This is a genomic window from Hominiventricola aquisgranensis (assembly GCF_040096225.1).
GTDB classification, from domain to species: Bacteria; Bacillota; Clostridia; order Lachnospirales; family Lachnospiraceae; genus Hominiventricola; species Hominiventricola aquisgranensis.
Map to the genome: position 1 here is coordinate 41,146 of NZ_JBBMFC010000013.1, position 23,872 is coordinate 65,017.

General features: G+C 44.5%; 22 protein-coding genes and 1 riboswitch. Of the genes, 20 read left to right on the forward strand and 2 right to left on the reverse strand.

Going from position 1 to position 23,872, the window contains the following annotated elements; translation table 11 throughout:
* Positions 1 to 63: 63 nt before the first annotated feature.
* Positions 64 to 163: riboswitch (SAM riboswitch) on the reverse strand.
* A gap of 164 nt (positions 164 to 327) precedes the next feature.
* Both WMO62_RS08570 and WMO62_RS08575 read left to right on the forward strand, forming a co-directional pair.
* Complete coding sequence (locus WMO62_RS08570; protein WP_435390474.1) at positions 328 to 1,419, forward strand: sensor histidine kinase; 1,092 nt, start codon at positions 328 to 330, stop codon at positions 1,417 to 1,419.
* Positions 1,412 to 2,101 (forward strand): response regulator, encoded by a 690-nt coding sequence (locus WMO62_RS08575; protein ID WP_147601128.1) that lies wholly within the window; start codon positions 1,412 to 1,414, stop codon positions 2,099 to 2,101. Before WMO62_RS08570 ends, WMO62_RS08575 begins: the two co-directional genes overlap by 8 nt.
* A gap of 68 nt (positions 2,102 to 2,169) precedes the next feature.
* On the opposite strand, the gene WMO62_RS08580 is transcribed toward WMO62_RS08575, so the two are convergent.
* Positions 2,170 to 2,604 carry a hypothetical protein gene (locus tag WMO62_RS08580; RefSeq protein ID WP_117499219.1) on the reverse strand — a complete coding sequence of 145 codons (435 nt, stop codon included), beginning with the start codon at positions 2,602 to 2,604 and terminating at the stop codon, positions 2,170 to 2,172.
* A gap of 155 nt (positions 2,605 to 2,759) precedes the next feature.
* On the opposite strand from WMO62_RS08580, the gene tig reads away from it, so the two are divergent.
* The 16 genes from tig to WMO62_RS08660 all read left to right on the forward strand — a co-directional run bounded on the left by tig (position 2,760) and on the right by WMO62_RS08660 (position 20,899).
* The gene (gene tig, locus WMO62_RS08585; RefSeq protein ID WP_349144430.1) at positions 2,760 to 3,857 is read left to right on the forward strand and encodes a trigger factor; all 1,098 of its coding nucleotides are present in this window, start codon (positions 2,760 to 2,762) and stop codon (positions 3,855 to 3,857) included.
* Positions 3,858 to 3,955: 98 nt separating this feature from the next.
* On the forward strand, positions 3,956 to 4,924 hold the full coding sequence (gene fba, locus WMO62_RS08590) for a class II fructose-1,6-bisphosphate aldolase (protein ID WP_117499223.1): 969 nt from the start codon (positions 3,956 to 3,958) through the stop codon (positions 4,922 to 4,924).
* Between the two features lie 102 nt (positions 4,925 to 5,026).
* On the forward strand, positions 5,027 to 5,929 hold the full coding sequence (locus tag WMO62_RS08595) for a ribokinase (protein ID WP_349144462.1): 903 nt from the start codon (positions 5,027 to 5,029) through the stop codon (positions 5,927 to 5,929).
* 217 nt (positions 5,930 to 6,146) lie between these two features.
* Positions 6,147 to 7,415: a BMP family ABC transporter substrate-binding protein gene (locus WMO62_RS08600; protein WP_349144431.1), complete on the forward strand. Its 1,269-nt coding sequence runs from the start codon at positions 6,147 to 6,149 to the stop codon at positions 7,413 to 7,415.
* A 131-nt stretch (positions 7,416 to 7,546) separates the two neighbouring features.
* The gene (locus WMO62_RS08605) at positions 7,547 to 9,079 is read left to right on the forward strand and encodes an ABC transporter ATP-binding protein (RefSeq protein ID WP_117499231.1); all 1,533 of its coding nucleotides are present in this window, start codon (positions 7,547 to 7,549) and stop codon (positions 9,077 to 9,079) included.
* Positions 9,072 to 10,175, forward strand: a complete 1,104-nt coding sequence (locus tag WMO62_RS08610; RefSeq protein ID WP_117499233.1) for an ABC transporter permease — start codon at positions 9,072 to 9,074, stop codon at positions 10,173 to 10,175. The genes WMO62_RS08605 and WMO62_RS08610 overlap by 8 nt, the downstream gene beginning before the upstream one ends.
* A gap of 2 nt (positions 10,176 to 10,177) precedes the next feature.
* Entirely contained in the window at positions 10,178 to 11,179 is a 1,002-nt protein-coding gene (locus tag WMO62_RS08615; protein WP_147601132.1) for an ABC transporter permease subunit, read from the forward strand.
* Positions 11,180 to 11,209: 30 nt separating this feature from the next.
* Entirely contained in the window at positions 11,210 to 11,434 is a 225-nt protein-coding gene (locus WMO62_RS08620) for a hypothetical protein (protein WP_349144432.1), read from the forward strand.
* A complete protein-coding gene (locus WMO62_RS08625) occupies positions 11,431 to 12,864 on the forward strand; it encodes a hypothetical protein (protein WP_349144433.1) in 1,434 nt (477 codons plus the stop codon). The genes WMO62_RS08620 and WMO62_RS08625 overlap by 4 nt, the downstream gene beginning before the upstream one ends.
* A 16-nt stretch (positions 12,865 to 12,880) precedes the next feature.
* On the forward strand, positions 12,881 to 13,909 hold the full coding sequence (locus tag WMO62_RS08630; protein WP_349144434.1) for a U32 family peptidase: 1,029 nt from the start codon (positions 12,881 to 12,883) through the stop codon (positions 13,907 to 13,909).
* Between the two features lie 17 nt (positions 13,910 to 13,926).
* Positions 13,927 to 14,622: a YjjG family noncanonical pyrimidine nucleotidase gene (locus WMO62_RS08635; protein WP_349144435.1), complete on the forward strand. Its 696-nt coding sequence runs from the start codon at positions 13,927 to 13,929 to the stop codon at positions 14,620 to 14,622.
* Between the two features lie 369 nt (positions 14,623 to 14,991).
* A complete protein-coding gene (locus tag WMO62_RS08640; RefSeq protein WP_349144436.1) occupies positions 14,992 to 15,822 on the forward strand; it encodes a MurR/RpiR family transcriptional regulator in 831 nt (276 codons plus the stop codon).
* 24 nt (positions 15,823 to 15,846) lie between these two features.
* Entirely contained in the window at positions 15,847 to 17,163 is a 1,317-nt protein-coding gene (locus WMO62_RS08645) for an ADP-dependent glucokinase/phosphofructokinase (protein WP_349144437.1), read from the forward strand.
* 87 nt (positions 17,164 to 17,250) lie between these two features.
* Positions 17,251 to 18,759, forward strand: coding sequence for a sugar ABC transporter ATP-binding protein (locus tag WMO62_RS08650; RefSeq protein WP_349144438.1), 1,509 nt, complete (start codon positions 17,251 to 17,253; stop codon positions 18,757 to 18,759).
* Between the two features lie 14 nt (positions 18,760 to 18,773).
* On the forward strand, positions 18,774 to 19,748 hold the full coding sequence (locus WMO62_RS08655) for an ABC transporter permease (protein ID WP_349144439.1): 975 nt from the start codon (positions 18,774 to 18,776) through the stop codon (positions 19,746 to 19,748).
* An 83-nt stretch (positions 19,749 to 19,831) separates the two neighbouring features.
* Positions 19,832 to 20,899: a substrate-binding domain-containing protein gene (locus tag WMO62_RS08660; RefSeq protein WP_349144440.1), complete on the forward strand. Its 1,068-nt coding sequence runs from the start codon at positions 19,832 to 19,834 to the stop codon at positions 20,897 to 20,899.
* A gap of 103 nt (positions 20,900 to 21,002) precedes the next feature.
* Here WMO62_RS08660 and WMO62_RS08665 read toward each other — a convergent pair whose 3' ends face one another.
* Positions 21,003 to 22,010 (reverse strand): aldose 1-epimerase family protein, encoded by a 1,008-nt coding sequence (locus WMO62_RS08665; protein ID WP_349144441.1) that lies wholly within the window; start codon positions 22,008 to 22,010, stop codon positions 21,003 to 21,005.
* A gap of 205 nt (positions 22,011 to 22,215) precedes the next feature.
* On the opposite strand from WMO62_RS08665, the gene WMO62_RS08670 reads away from it, so the two are divergent.
* Complete coding sequence (locus WMO62_RS08670; protein WP_349144442.1) at positions 22,216 to 23,088, forward strand: ketose-bisphosphate aldolase; 873 nt, start codon at positions 22,216 to 22,218, stop codon at positions 23,086 to 23,088.
* 79 nt (positions 23,089 to 23,167) lie between these two features.
* Positions 23,168 to 23,839: a D-lyxose/D-mannose family sugar isomerase gene (locus tag WMO62_RS08675; RefSeq protein ID WP_349144443.1), complete on the forward strand. Its 672-nt coding sequence runs from the start codon at positions 23,168 to 23,170 to the stop codon at positions 23,837 to 23,839.
* Positions 23,840 to 23,872 lie beyond the last annotated feature (33 nt).

Below are 23,872 nucleotides of genomic sequence, written 5' to 3' on the forward strand. Positions count from 1 at the left end.
TGTGAAATGATTACATTAGAAAAGTCCGCTTTTGTAAGCGGACTTGAAGTTATGGTTCAAATCCTCTTATTGTTCGAATGCTCGCTCAGGTTAGCACCTTCCTGCTATACAGGGGTTGCCGGGTTTCACAGATCCTATGTATCTCCACCGCTCTGAATAAGAGAAATCTTCTATATGGACTTTTCTACGGACTATAACCTACACTGTAATGCTGGAAATGTCAAGGGGTTTCTGATAAATTCATCTCTTTTACAAAAAGTTTATAAATAATGCTCACGATATATGGTATAATTTCTTTTAGCTGGTTCAGTATATGGAGGAAAAACAGTGAATCTGAAGACAAAATTGATCGTTACATTTGCAGTGGTGATCGCAGTGCCGCTATTCTTGATTTCCATTGTATTTGTCGGTTTTATGAGTTTGCAGCCTGCAGAGGTGGTGACCCCGCAGACGAAGGAATTTTTAGGGGAGATGCTGATCTCGGTCATCTTGATCATGGCTATGACTTGCAGCTTTCTGATGGCATGGATCTACCGGAGTATTTTAAGTCCTATTGAGACATTGAAGAAAGCAACGCAGAATATCCGTGATGGTAATCTGGATTTTGAGGTGGAGATTGAAGATAACGATGAGATCGGTGAGTTGTGTGCAGACTTTGAGGAGATGCGTCTTCGATTGAAGGAATCTACAGAAGAAAAAGTCTCTTTTGACAGTCAGAATAAAGAGCTGATCAGTAATATTTCCCATGACCTGAAGACACCAATCACAGCGGTCAAAGGATATGTGGAAGGCCTGCTGGACGGAGTGGCAGACACACCGGAAAAGCAGCAGAAATATTTGCGGACCATTTATAATAAGGCAAATGATATGGATCGGCTGATCAATGAGCTGACATTTTACTGTAAGATCGATACGAACCGGATTCCGTATACATTTAATAAGATCAATGTGAAGGATTATTTTGATGACTGCTTTGAGGATATTGGTCTGGAGCTGAGTCAGCAGCAGATCGACCTTAAATATGAGAATAAGGTGGATGACACGGTGATGGTGATCGCCGATGCGGAGCAGATCAAGCGTGTAGTCAATAATATTGTAGGAAATTCTGTGAAATATATGGATAAGCCGGAAAAATCCATTCAGATCCGGGTGTTGGATGTGGGGGATTTTGTCCAGGTTGAGATCGAAGATAACGGACGCGGAATCTCGGCAAAAGATCTGCCGTACATTTTCGACCGTTTTTACAGGACAGATACATCCAGAAATTCTTCCAAAGGAGGAAGCGGCATTGGACTGTCAATCGTTCACAAGATCATGGAAGACCATGGTGGAAAAGTGTGGGCGACCAGCCGGGAAGGATTGGGAACGACCATGTATTTTGTGCTTAGAAAATTTCAGGAGGTACCCGTAAATGAGTAAAATTTTGATTATTGAAGATGAAGAGGCAATTGCAGATCTTGAGAAAGATTATCTGGAACTGAGCGGCTTCACCGTGGAGATAGAAGAGCGAGGAGATACCGGACTTACCAGAGCACTGGCAGAGGATTTTGACCTGATCATTCTGGATCTGATGTTGCCAGGAATGGATGGATTCGAGATCTGTCGCCAGATCCGCCAGGAGAAAAATATTCCGGTGATCATGGTATCAGCTAAGAAGGACGATATTGACAAGATTCGAGGTCTTGGTCTTGGAGCAGACGATTATATGACAAAGCCCTTCAGTCCCAGTGAACTGGTAGCGCGTGTAAAGGCGCATATGGCCCGGTATGAGCGTCTGGTAGGAAGCGGTGTGCAGGAAAATGAGATCATTGAGATCCGCGGCATCAAGATTGATAAGACGGCCAGACGGGTGTGGGTCAATGGCGAAGAGAAAGCATTCACCTCTAAAGAGTTTGACCTGCTCACATTTCTTGCACAGAATCCGAATCATGTATTTACAAAGGAAGAACTGTTCAGCAAGATCTGGGATATGGAGTCTATTGGAGATATTGCGACCGTAACGGTGCATATTAAGAAGATCCGTGAGAAGATTGAGTTCAATACAGCCAAGCCTCAGTATATCGAAACAATCTGGGGAGTAGGTTACCGGTTCAAAGTATAATAAGGAAAAGAAAGGCTGCAGGTTTACGTTTCGTAAGCTCCTGCAGCCTTTCCTATAGGGTTCGTGTCTTATTTGTTGAAAAGTCTTTTGAAGAAGCCTTTTTTCGGCTGTGGCTTTTCAAGTCCGCCTCTGGCACTCTTAATGGCGGTGATGTAGATGCCGCTGACTACGACTTTAACTTCCTTTTTCACCGGAAGCAGATCATATACAGCTCCGTCAGCTACAAGGGTCATAATCTTCGGACCAATCTTGGCCTTTACGATCGGCATCTTGGATCTGCGCAGATACCATGGTGTCTGATCAATCACCATCTGCGGAAGACCGGATTCTTTCATGCGAAGTTTTTTCTTGTCAATGATCAACATACTGACTGTCTGGGCAGCAGCATCTAACTGTGCCTGTCCTTCGGCCTGTCTTTTTTCGAGCTTACGTCCGAAATAATACAGAGCAACCAGAACAATAACCAGAATGACAGCAATGACCAGTAATACTTTCCATACCATTGTGTCTTTCGTTCCCTCCTGCAACAATTTCTCGTCTCATTGTAGCATTGTTTTAGCTAAAATGCAAGGAAGAAACGGGGATTGTGTCAGCTTGACAAAGGACATTGTGACAGATAGAATGAGTAAATATATGTTTGAAAAATGAGGTATAAAGAATGAAGAAAAAAGTAATACTTGCAATGTGTATAGCTGCAGCTCTGGCCCTGGCAGGCTGTGGAAATAAAAACGAAACTGCAAAAACAGATGACGGACAGGAAGAAGCGGAAGCAACGGTCAGCTACGAGCCGGTGCTCTATGAGGATCTGAGCAGCAAGCTTATATCTCTTGGACAGTACAAAGGTCTGGAAGTGAGCCGTGATACGGCAGAAGTGACAGACGAAGATGTGGCCAAAGAGGTATGGGATAACGAGAAACAGTATCTGGAGCTGAAAGACGTGGATCGTCCGGCAGAAGAGGGAGATGTGCTTACCATTGATTTTACCGGGTATGTGGATGGAGAGAGCTCTGATAATCTGAAAGGAACAGACACGCAGCTGGAGCTGGGAAGCGGAACTTTCATTCCTGGATTTGAAGATCAGTTGATCGGGGTAAATGCAGAGGATGATGTGGAAGTCAATGTGGTATTTCCGGATGAATATTATGAGGAAGTAGCTGGAAAAGAGGCTCGTTTTGAAGTTCATGTAAGCAAGGTACAGGCATATGATACTTCTGTCTGGAATGACGAGTATGTGAAGCAGAACACTGATTATGAGAGTCAGGAAGACATGGAAAATTCCATCCGGAATGATCTGGAGAGCACTGCACAGTCAGATGCAACTTCCAACTGGGAGTATGATCTGATCCAGGAGGTTCTGAATGGAAGTGAATTCCAGATCGAAGAGAGCGATAAAGATCTGTACGTGGATCAGATGATGTCAGAATATGAGAGCTATGCTGCGGCAGCCAATATGGAACTGGACGATTATCTGAGCACATATCTTGGAACCACAGAGGCGCAGCTTAGAGAATTTTTCCGTACAACCGCGGAGTTCCGTGTAAAGATGACACTGGTGTTTCATGAGATTGCACAGCAGGAAGGAATCACCGTCAGTGATCAGGAATATGAGGATCGTCTGAATGAACTGGCCAAGCAGTACAATTATGAGAATACCGATGATATTGTAAGTCTGTACAGCGAAGAAATGATCCGTGAAGAAATTGTCCAGGAGAAAGTGATCAGCCTGATCGAGGAGAATGCGGTACAACCTGAATAATTTTAGAAAATCTGCTTGTTGATTTTACAGAAATGTAGTAATATACGGATATAGGCACTTTTGTGTCAAAAAAATGTCAAAGAAAGGAAGACAAAACAATGGCATTAGTTACAACCACTGAGATGTTTAAAAAGGCTTATCATGGCGGTTATGCAGTTGGTGCGTTTAACGTAAACAACATGGAAATCGTTCAGGGAATCACTGAAGCAGCTGGAGAGCTGAAGAGCCCGGTTATCCTTCAGGTATCCAAAGGAGCCAGAGCTTATGCTAACCATACCTATCTTGTAAAACTGGTAGAGGCAGCAGTTATTGAGAACCCGGAGATCCCGATCGCACTTCACCTGGATCATGGTGACAGCTTCGAGCTTTGCAAATCCTGTATCGATGGCGGATTTACTTCCGTTATGATCGATGCTTCCTCCAAATCTTTCGAGGACAACATCGCTCTGACAAAACAGGTTGTTGAGTATGCACATGCTCACGGCGTAGTAGTAGAGGCTGAGCTTGGTACTCTGGCTGGTATCGAGGATGAAGTTGTTGTTGAATCTGGTCATGAGAGCTACACTCGTCCGGAAGAGGTTGAGGAGTTCGTTGACAGAACTGGATGCGACTCTCTTGCAATCGCAATCGGAACCTCTCACGGTGCTTACAAATTCACTCCGGATCAGTGTACAAGAAATGCTGACGGAATCCTTGTTCCGCCACCACTGCGTTTTGACGTACTTGAAGAGTGCATGAAGAGACTGCCGGAGTTCCCGATCGTTCTTCACGGATCTTCTTCTGTACCGCAGGAGTTCGTAAAGATGGTTAACCAGTACGGCGGAAATATGCCGGATGCAGTTGGTATTCCGGAAGAGCAGCTGAGAAAAGCAGCTGAGCTTGCTGTATGTAAGATCAACATCGACTCCGATATCCGTCTTGCTATGACTGGTAACATCAGAAAATACATGGCTGAGCATCCGGATCACTTTGACCCGAGACAGTATCTGAAACCGGCTCGTCAGGCTGTTAAAGATATGGTTGCTCATAAGATCGTTAACGTTCTTGGATCTAACGGAAAAGCTTAAATAGCAATAGATGTCTGTATGACATAAAAAGGAGCTGCCGCATGAGCTGAAGAAATTCAGTGGTGCGGCAGCTTTTATAAAATATAAGAGAGGTATATGGGGATGAAGGTACTTTGTTTTGGATCATTGAATATTGATTATACATATAAGGTTCCACATTTTGTAAAAAAGGGGGAAACTCTTGCATCTGAAAGACTTCAGGTCTTCGGAGGAGGAAAAGGACTGAACCAGTCAGTTGCGTTGGCAAAGGCAGGTACAGAAGTGTATCATGCAGGTTCCATTGGACAGGATGGTATGTTCCTGCTGGACATGCTGAAGGATGCGGGGGCAAATACAGATTTTGTGAAGATTCTGGATACGGTCAGAACCGGTAATGCAATTATCCAGAATGACAAGAGTGGCGATAACTGCATCATTCTCTATGGAGGAGCCAATCAGGCGATCACCCGTGAGCAGGTAGATGAAGTAATGTCACACTTTGAGTCCGGAGATTATCTTGTTCTTCAGAACGAGATCAATGAGCTGGGCTATATCGTAGAAAAAGCACATGAGAAGGGAATGATCATTGTATTGAACCCTTCACCGATGAATGAAAAAATTCTTGCACTTCCGCTGGATGTGATCAACTACTTTATCCTGAATGAAGTGGAAGCTGCACAGATCCTTGGAAAAGAAGATAAGGGCGAAGAGTCCTGGGAGCAGATTGCAGATGATCTTCTGAAAAAATTCCCGCAGGCAACGATCGTACTGACCATGGGAAGCGAGGGATCTGTATTTAAAAATCAGAAAGAAACGGTATGTCAGTCTATCTATAAAGTACAGGCGGTTGATACCACTGCTGCCGGAGATACCTTTTCAGGTTACTTTATAGGAGGAATCCTTAGTGGACTTTCTGCAAAGGAAGCGATGGATCAGGCATCGAAAGCCTCTGCCATTGCGGTTACCAGAAAAGGGGCAGCTCCATCGATTCCGTTACTTGCTGAGGTACAGAATTATAATAAGTAGACATATAAGACAGATAGAAATACATGTGATCTGAACGCAGGTTTAAAAAATGCTATATATAAGTTACACTTCATAATAAAATTCAGAGTATATTATAGAAACGGCGAAAATTTGCACAAAATTTAAGAATTTTTCACCTTCTCTTGACAAAATAGCCCGTTACGTTATAAGCTAACCTCATAAGAGCCTCAGATGAGGAAAAACAGGAGGAGAACGTATGAAGAAGAAAATCGTAAGTCTGCTTACCGTTATGGCACTGGCTGCCACCACACTGGCAGGATGTGGATCCAGCAGTTCTGATACTGCAGCTGATACCGCAGACAGCACTGACGCAGCAGCAACCGAAGAGGCAGGAGATACTGATACCGCAGAGGCATCCACCGCTGGACTGAAAGCTGGTTTCATTTTCCTGCATGATGAGAACTCTACTTATGACCTGAACTTCATGAACGCAGCAAAAGCTGCTTGTGAGAAAATGGGTGTTGAGTATGTGGCAAAAACCAATATTCCGGAAGGACAGGAGTGCTACGATGCAGCCTGCGAGCTTGCAGATGCAGGATGTGATTTCATTTTTGCAGACAGCTTTGGACATGAGGATTATGTGATCGAGGCTGCAAAAGAGTATCCGGAAGTACAGTTCAGCCATGCAACCGGAACCAAGGCTCATACCGAGGGTCTGGACAACTTCCACAATGCATTCGCTTCTATCTATGATGGACGTTATCTTGCTGGTATCGCAGCAGGTATGAAACTGAATGAGATGATCGAGAACGGTGAGATCACCGAGGATCAGGCTAAGATGGGATATGTTGGAGCTTACACCTATGCAGAGGTTATCTCCGGATATACTTCTTATTTCCTTGGCGCACGTTCTGTTTGCCCGAGTGCTACCATGGAAGTAACCTTTACCGGTTCCTGGTATGATGAGACCGCTGAGAAAGAGGGCGCTAACAAACTGATCGAAGATGGTTGTGTACTGATTAGCCAGCATGCAGACTCCATGGGAGCTCCGACCGCATGCGAGACTGCTGGTGTACCGAACGTATCCTATAACGGAAGCACCGCAAGTGCTTGCCCGAACACCTTCCTTGTATCTTCCAGAGTGAACTGGGAGCCGTACTTCGAGTATGCGATCAACTGTGTAGCAGAAGGAACTCCGATCGATGCTGACTGGACCGGAACTCTTGAGACTGGATCTGTTGAGCTGAGCGAACTGGGAACCAATGTAGCAGAGGGAACTAAGGAAGCAATTGATGCAGCAGCAGAGGCAATCAAAGCGGGTACCCTTCATGTATTTGATACCACAACCTTCACCGTAGAGGGTGCAGAGCTGACCAGCTACGAAGCAGATGTCGATACCGATGCAGATTACGCACCGGATCATGAGGTTGTAAGCGATGGATACTTCCATGAGTCAGAGTATCGTTCCGCTCCGTACTTCAATGTACAGATCGATGGAATCGACCTTCTGAACACTGTATTCTAATCTGAACAACAGCCTTGCAGTAGATACAGGGCGGCACAGCGTTTTACGCCGCGCCGCCCTTTTTCTGTGAGAGTGAATATCATCCTTACAGAAAAGGGACGGACGGTCCATAAGAGGAAAGGGGACAAAAGATGGAGACGAAAGTAGCTGCAGTTTCAATGCGTGGAGTGACGAAGACCTTTGGTGCAGTCATTGCAAATGAAGATGTGGATCTGGATATCTATAAAGGCGAGATCCTGGCACTCCTTGGCGAGAATGGAAGTGGCAAGACCACGTTGATGAATATGCTTTCAGGTATTTATTTCCCGGATCAGGGACAGATCATGATCAATGGGCAGAATGTGGTGATCGCATCACCGAAGGATGCGCTGAATCTGGGAATCGGTATGGTACATCAGCATTTTAAGCTGGTAGACGTATTATCGGCCACTGAAAATATTATTCTTGGTCTGGAAGGAAAGCTGAACATAAAAGAAGCTGCCAAAAAGATTGAAAATATTTGTAATAAATATGGATTTGAAGTTGATCCGAAACAGAAGATCTACGACATGTCTGTGTCACAGAAACAGACGGTTGAAATTGTGAAGGTACTGTATCGTGGAGCAGATATTCTGATCCTTGATGAGCCGACCGCCGTGCTGACTCCGCAGGAGACAGAAAAACTGTTCCGTGTGCTTCGTAAAATGCGAGATGATGGAAAAGCCATTGTCATCATTACGCATAAGATGCATGAGGTGAAATCTCTGTCTGACCGTGTGGCAGTTCTCAGAGGAGGCCGTTATATTGGAAGCCTGGTGACAAAAGATACAGATGTAAATACCATGACAGATATGATGGTAGGCCATGCTGTACAGCTGAATATTGAGAGACCGGATCCAGTCGATCCAAAACCAAGGATCGAGGTAGAGGGTCTTACGATTCGGAATGAAGAAGGTATTGTAAAACTGAAAGATGTATCATTTACTGCCAACAGTGGCGAAATCCTCGGTATTGCAGGTATCTCCGGCTGTGGTCAGAAGGAACTGCTGGAAGCGATTGCAGGACTTCAGCCTATAGAGTCTGGAACCATCAATTATATCGAGCCGGACGGAAGTAAAGAGATGCTGATCGGAAAAGATCCATTGAAGATCGCAGAGATGGGAGTTTCCCTTTCCTTCGTTCCCGAGGATCGTCTTGGCATGGGACTTGTAGGAAATATGGATCTGACTGATAACATGATGCTTCGCTCCTTCCGGAAAGGAAAGACTCCGTTTGTAAATCGGAAACCATCCAGAAAGCTGGCAGAAAGTGTGGTAAAGGATCTGGCAGTTGTGACACCGGGTATCACTACTCCGGTCCGCAGACTTTCTGGAGGAAATGTACAGAAGGTATTGCTGGGGCGTGAGATCGCTTCTTCACCGACCGTGCTTCTGACCGCTTATGCAGTCCGCGGACTGGATATCAATTCGTCCTATACAATCTATGATCTGCTCAATGAACAGAAGAAAAAGGGCGTGGCAGTTATCTTTGTCGGAGAAGATCTGGATGTACTGGTGGAGCTGTCTGACCGGATCATGGTACTTTGCGGAGGGCAGGTCAGCGGTATCGTAGATGCAAGAACCACAGATAAGAATGAGGTCGGAATGATGATGACCAGAATGGGAGGAACCGAAGATCATGAATGATAAGAAAAAAGAACCTCTTTTTCATATAGTAAAACGGGATGCGCTTCCCTGGTATCAGTCAGTAGGCATCCGTGCGATTGCCATTGTGCTGGCATTGATTGTCTGCGCAGTTGTAACAATGATCCTGACAGGAACCAACCCGATCCAGGTATTTCAGTCGATCATCGCAGGAGCCTTTGGCTCTGCCAGAAAGACATGGATCACATTTCAAAATATTGCGATCCTTCTGTTGATCTCGCTGGCACTGACTCCGGCTTTTAAGATGAAATTCTGGAACATTGGTGGGGAAGGACAGGTACTGATTGGAGGTCTTGCCTCCGCAGCATGCATGATCTGCCTGGCTGAGAAACTTCCGGCAGCACTGGTTGTTGTTTGCATGATCGTGACCAGTATTGCGGCAGGCGCTTTCTGGGCATTTATCCCGGCATTTTTCAAAGCAAAATGGAACACCAATGAGACACTTTCCACATTGATGATGAACTATATTGCAACACAGCTGGTTGCATTCTTCACAATTGTATGGGAGGTGCCAAAAGGATCGGGAAAGATTGGTATCATCAATCAGAATTCCAACGTTGGCTGGCTTCCGCAGGCATTTGGATCAAAATATCTGCTGAGCATCCTGGTAGCAGTGCTGATCACAGTATTTATGTATATTTATCTGAAATACAGCAAGCATGGTTATGAGATCTCTGTTGTGGGAGAGAGCGAAAATACAGCGAAATATGTTGGAATCAAAGTGGAAAAGGTAATTATGAGAACCATGGCACTCTCCGGTGCTGTCTGCGGTCTGGTAGGACTTCTGCTTGTGGGCGGCATCAATCACACGATCACGACAACGATCGCAGGAGGACAAGGATTTACCGCTGTTATGGTATCCTGGATGTCAAAATTTAACCCGCTGACGATGGTATTCTCCAGTTTTCTGATCATATTCATGAATCGTGGAGCCAGTGAGATATCTACAAACTTTGGACTGAATCAGTCATTTTCCGATATTCTGACAGGTATCATCCTGTTCTTTATCATCGGATGTGAGTTCTTTATTGCATACCAGCTTCAGTCCCGCAAAAAAGCAGCGAAGGAGGTACAGTAATCATGTGGAATTTTTTACTTGCATTTATTCCAAGAGCAATCGTACAGGGAATTCCGCTTCTCTATGGAAGCACCGGTGAGATCGTGACGGAGAAGTCAGGTAACCTGAATCTGGGAATTCCGGGTGTTATGTATGTAGGAGCAATCTGTGGTGTGATCGGATCCTTTTTCTATGAACATTCGATCCCGGAAGGTGCATCCATGAATGGTGTGCTGGCGATCCTGATCCCGATGGTGTGCTGTCTGCTTGGTTCCCTCCTGATGGGAATCCTGTACTGCTTTTTGACCGTAACTCTTCGGGCCAATCAGAATGTGACCGGTCTTGCAATGACTACTTTCGGTGTTGGCTTTGGTAATTTCTTTGGTGGATCTCTGATCAAACTGGTCAACAGTGATGTGCCATCGATCGCCCTGAGTGCAACCAGTGGATTTTTCAGTAAATCTCTTCCATTTGCAGCAAAGCTTGGATGGTTTGGAAAACTGTTCTTATCGTATGGGTTCCTGGCTTACCTGGCAGTTGCCGTTGCACTGGCAGCTTCCTATATTCTGAATCATACCAGAATCGGTCTTCATCTGCGTGCGGTGGGAGAAAATCCAAGTACCGCTGATGCTGCTGGTATCAATGTAGCAAAATATAAATATGTGACAACATGCATAGGCTGTATGATCGCCGGACTTGGCGGACTCTATTATGTAATGGACTATGCATGCGGTGTCTGGTCCAACGATGCATTTGGTGACAGAGGATGGCTTGCCATTGCACTGGTAATCTTTACCATATGGAGACCGAATCTGAGTGTGCTGGCATCCTTCCTGTTTGGTGGTCTGTACATTCTGTATCTCTATATTCCGACCGGAATGGATCATATGGAGTATCAGGAGCTTTACAAAATGATTCCGTATGTGGTAACACTTGTGGTACTGGTTGTAACCAGCATCCGAAGCAAGCGTGAGAGTCAGCCGCCTGCAAGCCTGGGACTGGCATACTTCCGCGAAGAGCGATAATCGAATTGAAAAGAAATGAGGTCTGGCAGAATGAACGAGAAGACATATATTCTGACTCAGATCCTAGAAGATGACTATGGATGCGAGGAACGTCCCGCCGGTCAGGCGGTGACGGTCCTCGCTCTTTTGACCGATTCCGAAGGAAATGAGACAGTATTAAGACAGGAAGATCAGTGGCTCTATGATCTGCAGATTGAAGAAGGAGATACTGTGGTGGTGTTGAAAGGAAGATTGTATAAGAGGAAGCTCAAGTGAAATCTGAAAATATGAAACAAAGAAAACTATATGGTGTGCCTATGATTCCGTTTGGATTGCTGGCGGGATTTGTGGGCAAGAAGGAAGTGCGGATCACAGAGCTTTCGGAAGAGGGGTTTGCATTTCGGACAGCAAAGAAGATACCAGGGCCGGAGAAGATCCGGCTTTGTTTTTATGATCTGAAAAAGACGGATTACGAGGAAATGACGATTCAAACTCCGGAGATCGAAGAAGGAGACCCAGAGCCGTTTTTTCAGAATTATATTGTATGGATGGAACAGGTCGGGGAAAGGGAGCAGTATCAGGAACTGGTTCGGAAACTGCTGGGGCAGTACAGCCATTATATTCAGTTGAAATTGACGGAGGATGATAGTGGCGTGGCGGAGGCACTGACTGGTTATCCTGCAAAGCTGGATCAAGTTCATGCAAAGGACTGGGAAGAGCAGAAGCAGATGTGGTTTGCAGAAATACAGAAAGCCAAAAAGTCGGATGGAGAGCATACGGAAAATGCAGATCTGCATACAAAGAACATGCGAATGGAAAGGTGCACAGTATCAGGAATGGAATTCCTCGAATTTGCTATCGCTCTTGATCGCCTGGAACTATATGAACAATACAGTCACCGATCACTGGAAGATTTTATAAAATATTATTGGAAGAAGCAACACCTGGGAAAATACCCACTGGCGCAGAGAAGACCGGATCGCCTGTACATTGGCAATCAATTTTGTTCACATCTGTTTCCTTCAGATGAAATGTTGTTTGCTCTGCTTCAGAAAGCGCAGAGGGAATCGTTACAGGTAACCGTGGTATTTACGTGCCAGAAGGAATCCGTGTTGAAGTCAATGGAACAGTTATTGCAGAAGCTGGACCAGTGGTGTGACGGGCATGACCGGGAGCTGGAAGTGATCGTCAATGACTGGGGCCTGGCAGGTCTGGTCGGACGGATGACTTCGCATCTGATTCCGGTTCTTGGGATTCTTTTGAACAAATATAAGAAAGATCCGCGCATAGGTTTCAAACAAGGGGATCAAATGCTCCTGAAAGAGAATCCTCTTGGCCTTGAGAATTATCGTAAATATCTTCAGGATGAGTTTGCAATTCATCGCTATGAATGGGAATGCTGCGGACATGAGCAGGAATATCCGCAAGGACATAACAGTCTTTACTTTCCTTTTTATCAAACAAATACATCGCAATATTGTCCCCTGTATGCCTGCTGTACCACAGGTGAGCGCGGCAGGCAAAAAGAGCCGGTGAACTGTCCGCGGTACTGCCAGAACAAGGTGTTGTTATACCCGGATCATCTGAAAATGGTGGGACGTTACAATTCGCTGTTTGCCTTGGATGATACGTTGCTGCGAATGCCGGAACAGGCGGAGCAGTTGATGAAATCTGGAATTGACCGTCTTGTTGTGAATCTTTTATAATAGACAGGAAATGAGTATGAAAATAGTAGCAGGATTAGGCTCTGTAGATGAGTATATTCGGTATTGTGAAGCTGGAGCAGATGAATTTTTCTGCGGGTATGTACCATATAAATGGACAAAAAAATACGGAACCATGATGGCACTGAATCGTCGGGAAGTACTCTGTTGTAATGTACAGATCGGTGGCGAAGAGGAACTGGAAATTCTGGCTTCCATGATACATGTGTATCAGAAACCAGTGCATCTGACCTTCAATTCGCTATACTATTTGCCGGAGCAATATCCGCTGATCGGACAGATGATCTCCAACTGCCTTGAGATGGGATTCAGAAGCTACATCATTGCGGATCCGGCACTGATATTATATTTGCATGAGCAAGGAATCAACTGTGAGATCCACTTGAGTGGGGAACTGGGAGAGATGAACAGCAGTGTGGCGGAGACTTTTGCGGAAATGAAACTGAAGCGTATCATTTTCCACAGGAAGAACAGTACTGCAGATATGCAGGCGGTAATCGAAGCCGTGGAACGAAATCAGTGTAGTAAGGCAGGTCAGATGGAGTATGAGGCATTTGTTCTCAATGAATTGTGCCAGTTCAGCGGATCCTTTTGCAATTCTCTGCACTGTGATGAACTTGGACATCTGTGCCGGGTGCCGTACTGGATGGGTGAGGTCGGTGACAAGCAGCACGAGAGATGTACAGGAGCATATGGAGAATCGAGCCAACAGAGTCCGGAATCGGAGGGATGCTCTGAGAGTGGAGAGTCTGACAGTATAGACGAAGATGCAGAAGCCGACTACATCTGCGGTCAGTCTGGCTGTGGGTTATGTGAGTTATACGCCCTTCAGAAAGCCGGAATTACCCACGTAAAGCTGGTGGGACGAGGCAACTATGTGGACAGCATGGAGCAGGATATCAGGAATCTAAGAAAAGCACTGGAGATTCTGGAACAGGCAGAGTCGGAAGAGCTATTCAGAAAGAAGATGAAGCAGGAACTGTTTTCAGGTGGATGCAGTGGGAACTGCTATTATTTGCAGGAATAAAAAGAAAGGAAATGATAATGGAATTAAAAGCTATATTTTTAGACATTGATAATACGTTGCTTGATTTTGATGCGGCTGCACAGCAGTCTATGGAAGAAAGCTTCCATAAATTTGGCTTGTCTTTTCACCCGGAGATGATGAGCATTTTCAATGAGGAAAATGACAAGATCTGGCAAAGGATAGAGAAAAAAGAGCTTTCAATCGCAGATCTTCCTCATGTTCGCTGGCAGACAATCCTGCCAAAGCTGGGTCTTCAGGCAGACGGGGAAGCAATGGAGAAGGAATTCAAATCCCGCCTTCATACCAGTGCAGTTCCAGTAGAAGGAGCCCTTGAGATCCTTTCATATCTTCATGAGAAATACATGCTCTGCGCAGCCAGCAATGGTCCTTACCGTCAACAGCTTAACCGTCTGGAAAAAGCAGGCATGCTCGGTTATTTTACCAATTGCTTCGTATCTGAGCAGATGGGCGTGGAGAAGCCGTCGCAGAAGTTTTTTGACGGCTGCTTTACAGAGTTGCCAGGAATCCTGCCGGAGGAGACCATGATGATCGGCGATTCTCTCACTGCGGATATGGCAGGCGGCAGACAGGCGGGTATGCATACCTGCTGGTATGACCGGAAGCAAAAAAGCGCCTCTGGTGCATTGATCCCGGGAATGGAGTATGTGGATGATACGATCCTGGATCTGCTGGAATTGAAGGAGCTGTTGTAAAACTGATAAGAGGATTTTGCTAAAAAGAGATTACTTTATGAAAAAATAATTCATGGAATGCATTTTTGTGAAAGAAAATGTCGTGAAATGAAAAATAAATAGTATACAGGGATCCTATATTAACGAGAGTTAAATTAGGCATTGTCTACAAAAAATGAAGTGCTTTTTGTGCATTGTGGCAAAAAAATAAAAAAATGAGGTGAAAAGTTAAAAGGTATTGACAAAATAGATAATATGCCATAGAATAAAGTCAGTTGAAAAAATCCTTCACCGAATCGAGTAAATAAATTAAAACTGGTATTCCGCATGAAAACTTTTTTCATGAAAAGGGTGTAAAAACCGAATTTGACACGAAGGGAATTGGAACAGATGGATAAACAGGTTTTAAGAAACATTGAGCGGTTGAAAGAGGACATGTTTTTAGCGGAACGTAAGGTGGCGGATTTTATATCATCGAATCCTTACGAAGTTGTTGAACTGAATGTATCGGATCTTGCTGATAAGAGCGGAGCCAGTGATGCAACAGTCATCCGGCTATGCAAGAGATTGGGGTATAAGGGGTTTTACCAGATGAAACTTGCACTGGCAGAAGAGCTTGGAAGATATCAGATGACAGGCTACTCTGATCCAGAGGAGAATCCGAAGAATGCAAGAGAAGTAATCCAGTGTCTGACAAGAGATCTGATGCACATCGCGGATCGGCTTGACAATGAGAAAGCGGAGGAGTGTGCAGAGATGATCTGCAACAGCAAGCGAGTATTTGTGGTAGCTGCAGGTAATACAATTCCGGTTGCTATGGATTTTACATTTCGGCTTTGCCGACAAGGGATCAACGCAAGCTGTGGAACGATCGTTGAATATGGGATGGCCACTATGGTGGGCGGTGGAGAAGAGGATCTTCTGATCGCGGTATCTCATTCTGGAAGTTCCAAGCATGTTATTCAGGCAGTGGAGATTGCAAAGAAGAAAAAGATACCGACGGTAGCGGTTACAAGTTCTAAGAGCAATCCATTGGCGAGAAGAGCAAAGATAACATTGCTGACAGCGGTTGAGAGGCCATTATTTGGGGAATATGGATCAGCAACGCATATATATGATCAGGCAGTATTGGATTCCCTTCTGTATCTGGTGGCACAGAAGAGAAAGCTGGATGAAGATATTGAGATGATAGAAGCGCTGCTGGCTGAGTATAAGATTTAGGAGACAGGCGAGGGGGAGAAAAAGATGCCGTACACGGATCATTATGAAAAGTATCTGAATGAGATTCCTGGAAACATTGAAAAGTGTAAAGAGACCGGAGACAGGATCGTCTTTGGTTACACATCTGATCTGGATGTTCTTCTTACATATAATGAAGATGAGTTTAACAAACTGGTAGATACATATGTAAAGGGTGATATTTACAGAGATGGAGATGAAAACATCACGGATCTGGAAAGCTTTTCGAGAATCATTGCTTACTATATGGCAAATGGCCTGGGTGGCGAGGCGGATATCACCGACCACAAAGTTGTGGAATATCTGCTGGAGCATTTTGAACATAAGTTTTCTCTTGGCGGAACCGGAGCCCAGGGAGCTGCCGCAATGGCTTCTGTAGGAATGCCGCTGATCGCTCACATTTCCGATAAGAGTGAGCAGGTATGTGACCTTATGGATTATGAAGGTCTGAACACGATCGTTGGTGACAAACAGGTGCCGATGAAGACGATCCAGCAGGGTGATCCGGTATATCATGTAGTATTTTCCTATACAAAGGGTGATGGATTTAATCTTCACGGGAAACGCTATACTGTGCCGATCGCAAATCGTGTGATCCTTGATTATGATACCATCCATAAAGATATTGTGGTATCAGAAGATTTTAAAAAGTATATTGAAAAGAATGCAAAACACATTATTTCCTACAATCTGAGCGGATACAATGCAATCATTGATCCAGAGCTTACAGAGAGAAGAATGCAGGAGCTGGGAGCACATTACAAGAAAGTAAAAGAAGAGAATCCGGAGTGTGTGATCTACTTTGAAAGTGCTCATTACCTCAGCCAGGAAGTAAAGAATATTGTATATAAAGAGATTTCTCATTATGTCGATATTATGGGAATGAATGAAGAAGAGTTGCTTGCACATACAAGAGAACTTGGAATCGAGATCGACAAGGATGATCTGAAGGATGTACTGCAGGGATTGGAACACCTGATAAAGAGATATAAAGTACAGGGAATTATCATGCATACCAAGGATTACTCCATGTATTATGGAAGCGAACTCTATGGTATCGACCTTGAAAAGGCACTTACCCTTGGAAATCTTCTTTCAGGAACCAGAGCCCGTGTAGGACATTATGGCAGTCTGGAAGAGTGCCGCGAGAGTCTGAAGCTTGGACTTAGTGAGACGGGATTGAGATTCTACAACGAACTGGAAGAGATGCATCTGGATAGAAAGGTATATCTTGTACCTTCCAGATATATGGAAAAACCAGTCTGCACGATTGGTTTGGGCGATACATTTGTTGCTGGAGTCCAATTTGCTTTTGCCAGGTAGAAGATGAAAAGGGAGGACAGATATTACAAAGCATAGAAGCTATATTGGGTGGTACGAAAAGATTTTTAAGAGAAGGAGAGAAAGGTATTGGGGAACAGCGAGTATATTCTTAATTGCGAAGGTATTTCAAAAGCCTTTGGTGGTACTCAGGCTTTGAAAGATGTCCAATTACATGTGAAACCGGGTGAAGTACATGCACTGCTGGGAGAAAACGGTGCAGGTAAATCCACACTGATGAAATGTGTGATCGGACTCATCAAACAGGATGCAGGAACGATGGAGTTTGAAGGAAAACCGTATCAGGCAAAAGGTCCGGTAGATGCTTTGAACAGTGGTATTTCCATGATCCATCAGGAGCTGAATCCGGAGCCGCATCTGACGGTAGCAGAAAGTATTTTCCTGAAACGTGAAAATACAAAAGGAATTTTTCTGGATAAGAAGGCACAAAACAAACGGTGTCAGGAGATTCTGGATCAGTTCAATGTTCCGTATACGGCTACTACTAAAATGAAAGAACTGACACTGGCACAGGTACAGATGGTTGAGATCATCAAAGCAGTATCCTGTGATTCCAGACTGATCATCATGGACGAGCCTACATCTTCTCTGGATTCCACAGAGACAGACAGACTGTTCAATGTAATCAGAGATCTGAAGAAGAAAGGCGTTGCAATCATCTACATCTCCCACCGTATGGAAGAGATTTTCGAGATCTGCGACAGCGTATCTGTATTCAGAAATGGTACCTATGTAAACACCAGAAGCCTTGATGGCGTTACTAGAGATGAACTGATCTCCATGATGGTAGGACGTGATGTTAAGAGCGTCTTCCCGAAAGTGGACTGTAAGATCGGTGATGTGGTGTTCAAGGTTGAGAATCTTTGCGGAAAGGGATTCCACGATATCAGCTTTGAAGTACATGCAGGTGAGATCCTTGGTATCTCCGGTCTGGTTGGATCCGGAAGAAGTGAGACCATGAGAGCAATCTTTGGTCTGGACCCGCTGGAATCTGGTAAGATGTACCTGGATGGAAAAGAAATCAAGAATAAGAACCCGAGAGATGCCATTAAAAAAGGTATCTGTATGGTAAATGAAGACAGAAAGAATTATGGTCTGTGTCTGCTGAGATCGATTCGAGAGAATATTTCTCTTCCGAACCTTCCAGAGAAACAGAAAGGTCTCCTGATCAATCAGAAGCGAGAGATCAAAGAATGTCAGGAGGCTGCTGACAAACTGACAGTCAAAGCAGCCAGCATCGAACACAATGGATTTTCACTGAGTGGTGGAAACCAGCAGAAAGTAGTTCTTGCTAAATGGATCATGGCGAATCCGAAGGTTCTGATCCTGGATGAGCCGACCAGAGGTGTAGACGTAGGTGCTAAATCTGATATTCATAGCCTGATGTGTGAATTTGCTGCAAAAGGAATGGCAGTCATCATGATTTCCTCTGAGCTTCCTGAAGTAATGGGTATGAGTGACAGAATCCTTGTATATCATGAAGGAACCATCAATGGTATTGTAGACAGAAGTGAAATTTTGGCTAATAACATTACGCAGAAAGAAATGCTTGAGATGGCATTTGCACAGAATAGATAGGAGGAGATAGAAGAATGTCTGAATCAACAAAGAAGAAATTTTATCAAACAGATGGATTCCGTATGTTCATGGGAAAATATGGAATCGGAGTTATCCTTATTTTTATGATCCTGGTGATCGGAGTTATGAAACCGAGATTCCTGTATCCCAGCAACATCCTGAACGTATTAACACAGATTTCCGTTAACTGTCTGATCGCTTATGGTATGTGTCTCTGTATCACCACCGGCGGTATCGACCTTTCAGTTGGACCGCAGCTGGCATTGGTATCTGTATTACTGGGACAGTTTATCGTAGTTCGCGGCATGAACATCGGACTTTCCGTAGTGCTTGCAGTACTTGCAGCTACTGTGTTTGGATTTGTAAATGGTTTTCTGGTTGCAAAATTTGACATGGCCGCATTCGTTGTAACGTTGGCGACACAGTTGGTTATCCGATCGATTGCACAGATCATCTCCGATGGACAGGGAATGTCTATGGCATCCCCGGCATTCAAGAATATCTACTCCGGTACACTGGCAGGTATTCCGTATCCGATCATCTACATGGTAGTTGCATCCATCATCATGTATATCGTAATGCACTGGACTAAATTTGGCCGTTATGTATTCGCAGTCGGCGGCAATGTAAATGCAGCGATCGCATCTGGAGTTAACGTATTCTGGACCAAGACTCTTTGCTACACCATCTCTGGTCTGCTGGCTGGTATTGCAGGTGTTATCTTCACAAGTAAGACCGGTTCTGCACAGTCCAATATCGGTGTTGCTTACGAGACTGACGCAGTTGCAGCCTGCGTACTTGGTGGTACTTCTTTCGCAGGTGGTATTGCAACCGCTCCTGGTGTACTCCTTGGTGCAGTTATCATCGGATGTATTTACAATGGTATGAACTTCCTGAACATCGGTTCCTACTATCAGTATATGACTAAAGGTATTATCATCATCCTGGCTGTACTGCTTGATATGGTAATCAACAAGAAGAACAGATAAGTAATACATAAAAATTTCATATTGGAATAAACTGGTTGATCCAGGTTATTTATAAAACAAATTTTTCTTATGGAGGGAAAGACATGAAAAAGAAAATTGTAGCAACACTCTTGGTATCTGCAATGGCAATGAGCCTGGTAGCATGCGGATCTAAAGACGCAGCAGCTGATACCACAACTGACGCAGCAACCGAAGATGCAGCAGCAACTGAGGATGCAGATGCAGCAGCAGATGCAGCAGTTGACACTGCAGTAGCTGGCGGAGATCTGAATGGGGATGGAAAGATCGTCGTTGGTTATATCTCTAAAAACACTGTAGATGTATTCCATGCAACCCTGAACGGAGCAGCTCAGGAAAGACTTGACGCTCTGGTAGCAGACGGAACCATCGACGAGTGGACCGGTATCCTTGATGGAAACACTGACGGAGCTAAACAGTGTGACCTTGCTCAGGACTGCATTAACTATCCGTGTGACTATGTAATCATCCTTCCGGCAGAGGCTACCGCATCTGACCCGGCTGTAACTGCTATGGCAGATGCTGGAATCGGTGTTGTAGTTGTTAACTCCGCTACTGACAGCACTGATACCGCAGCACTTGCATTTGCAGGATCTGATGATGTATATGCTGGTGAGCTGATGGGTAACTACGTAATGGAGAAAGCACCGGAAGGTGGCGTATTCGTTCATTGCCAGGGTATCATTGGTAACTCCGCACAGATCCAGCGTGGCGAAGGTATTGCTAATACCATCGAGAAAGATTCTAAATGGACCAAAGCAGCAGACGTTCCGTGTGACTGGGATGCTTCCAAAGCTGTAAATACTGTTGATGATTATCTTGCACAGTATGGCGATGACCTGAAAGCTGTTATCTGCGATAACGACGATATGTCTTCCGCAGCTCAGGCTGAGTGTAACGCAAAAGGCCGTTCCGATATCGTTTGTATCGGTGTTGATGGAAACCAGGGACCGCTGCAGATGATCAAAGATGGCGAGCTTGGCGCAACCGTACTTCAGGATGCACCTGGACAGGTTAACGCTGGTATCGATGCAATCGTAGCTGCTATCAAGGGCGAGACCGTTGAGAAAAACTACACTGTACCGTTCGTACTTGTTACCTCTGAGAACGTAGACGATTATCTTGCAAAATAATTCAATCGTAGATTGAATACAGATCGAGTACATAAAAAGCAGGTGTGTTCAGAATTCTGAACACACCTGCTTTTAAAGTTATATTAAAATAAATGAAGAATTTTTATCTGGCAGCTTCCCAGTCGGCCTGTTTGTCAAAGAATGTAACAGTGATCTTATTGTGGAAGGTTCCGCCGGTTTTCAAAGTGGTCATCATATGGTTCTCTTCCAGGTATTTACGACCTTCCAGATAATTATTAGCTGGTTCCAGACCAAGAACATAATCTTTCTCGCCCATCATCTTCCATTCACACATAACAGGAAGAAGACGCGGATCAAAGGAGATTGCCAGACCTTTCTGAACATCCGGGTTGTAGATCTTGGCGGTTGCCCGTTCACCTTCAAAGGTATGATAGAAGCAGCGTTCATCATAGTTGGCAACTGGCGGGATCATCTTGTTCCACTGATCAACTTCAGGCTCTGCTGCTTCATTTCGTGCAACTACTTTAGCGGAAGAAATATCTACCAGAGCGCTTTCGCTTAACAGTGGATATCCCATGTTCATGTGATAGAGCAGCAGGAACGGCTCATCCTTGCTTCCTTCATTCTTAAACGTATCTTCGATGGTCAGTTCGTTGCTGCCGTAAGCACAGTGATAAGTTCTGACCAGAGAGATCTTCTGATTGAAGATGCAAGCATCTGTCATCTTAGCAGTAACAGTAATATCGCCATTCTCTGAGATATCATAAGATACCTGATCAGCCGGAGTATGAGACATGGTTCCGTGAAGACCATATTCAGTTCCTTCATATTCGGAAGGAGATCCCATGGACTGTACACCACAGGTAGTCAGGAATCCACAGTTGAAGGATTTAAGAAAGTTCAGACCGGTCTTATCATAGTAGGTCGGTGCCGTGTATCCACACACGGAGAAATAAGACAGGTTAATTCCCTGGTAAGACAGCCGTGAGATATCGGCAGAACGGTCTGCACAGATCGTGAACTCCAGTCCGCTTCCATTGTTAACCTCAAACAGCCGCATGTTGTCTCCTTTTCCCCCAATGAGACGGTGTTCTTCCACACGGTAAAGCTGGCTTTCATGGCCAAAATAGTTACGATTCGGGTTTTTCATTTGAATACCTTCTTCCTTTATTTTTTATACGAAATATTATAATGGAAGTACCTTGAATGTGCAAGGAATATGAAAAATTATTTCGTGAAAAATAAAAATATTGGGAAAATGACTTGACATTCGTGAAAAAAAATTTTATCATATAGCCATAAAGAAAAGAACTTATAAATAGCAAAACTATATAAGTATTAGGAGGAAAAGAACTATGTTAATGAACATGAAAGAGTTATTGGCTGTAGCCAATGAGCACAACTTTGCTATCCCGGCATTCAATATTGGTACCGGTCAGATGCTGACAGGCATCATCGCAGAGTGCGAAGCTCAGAAGTCTCCGGTTATCCTGGCTATCCATCCGAGCGAGTTAAAATTCCAGGGTGATGCATTTATCCAGCAGGTAATCAAAGCAGCGAATGACACCAAGATCCCGTGTGTTATCCATCTGGATCATTCCGGACTGAAAGACATCGAGAGAGCTATCAGAGACGGATTTACTTCTGTTATGATCGATGCTTCTCACGAGAGCTTCGAGGACAACGTAGCTATCACCAAGAGAGTTGTTGAGCTGGCTCATCCGCTGGGAGTATCTGTAGAGGCAGAGCTTGGTACCATCGGAAGCACCGACAACGATACAGAAGTTGCAGGTGGTGCTACCAACATCATCTACACCAAACCGGAAGAGGCTGTTAAGTTCGTAGAGGAGACCAACTGCGACTGTCTTGCAATTGCAATCGGAACCGCTCATGGTCTGTATCCGAAGGGATTCAAACCGGAGCTGAAACTTGAACTTCTGAAAGAGATCAAGAAAGTTGTTAATGTTCCGCTGGTACTGCACGGTGGTTCTGGTAACCCGGATAAAGAGATCGGTGAGGCTGCTAAGCTTGGTATCAACAAGATCAACATTTCTTCCGATATCAAAGATGCTCTGTATCAGAAACTGAGAGTTGTTCTGGCTAATGACCCGAAGGTAAGAGAGCCGTTCGAGCTGTATCCGGAAGCTCTGGAAGCAATGAGAGAGGTTGCTCGTCATAAGATTAAACTGTTTGGTTCTGATGACAAAGTTAAATACTACACTCTGTAATTAACAGACTGACAGGAAAGGAGCGGTTCTTCCTATCCGGACAGAACCGCTCCTTTTTCAACATAGGGGGTAAATAAAAATGAAACGTTCTGTAATTAATGCAAACATTGAATGGGCAATGGACCTTTGCAAACGTATGAATTTCCAGATTCCGGATTTCTTCTACTGGACACCGGAAGAGTGGGAAGCAAAAAAAGATCTGACTGAGCGTATGACTTCTGTAGGTCTTGGATGGGACGTAACAGATTACGGCAGCGGAGATTTTGATAAGATCGGTGCTGTTCTTGGAACAATGAGAAACGGAGTTATGGGGGATATGACCCGTCCGTATTGTGAGAAACTCATCGCTATGAAAGATGGACAGATCCTTCCACGTCACTTCCATTATGAGAAAACTGAGGATATCATCAACAGATGTGGTGGAACCCTTTGTGTAGAGGTATGGAATTCCAAACCGGAATCTGAAGGATATGCAGTAGATTATGAGTCAGATGTAACTGTTTACTGCGACGGTATGAAAGTAACAGTACCAGCAGGCGGTGTTGTTAAAGTAACCAATGGTAACAGCATTACCTTAACACCTTATATTTATCATCGGTTCTATGCAGAAGGCGGAGAGCTGATCGTTGGTGAAGTATCCAAAGTAAATGATGATGCAAAAGATAATCATTTCTCTGAGGAGACTCATCATTCAATTGAAGAGGACGAGCCGGTTCGTCATCTGCTCTGCGGTGGTTATGTAATGGAATAATGTAGTAAAGATGATGCACCTCCAGACAGCAAC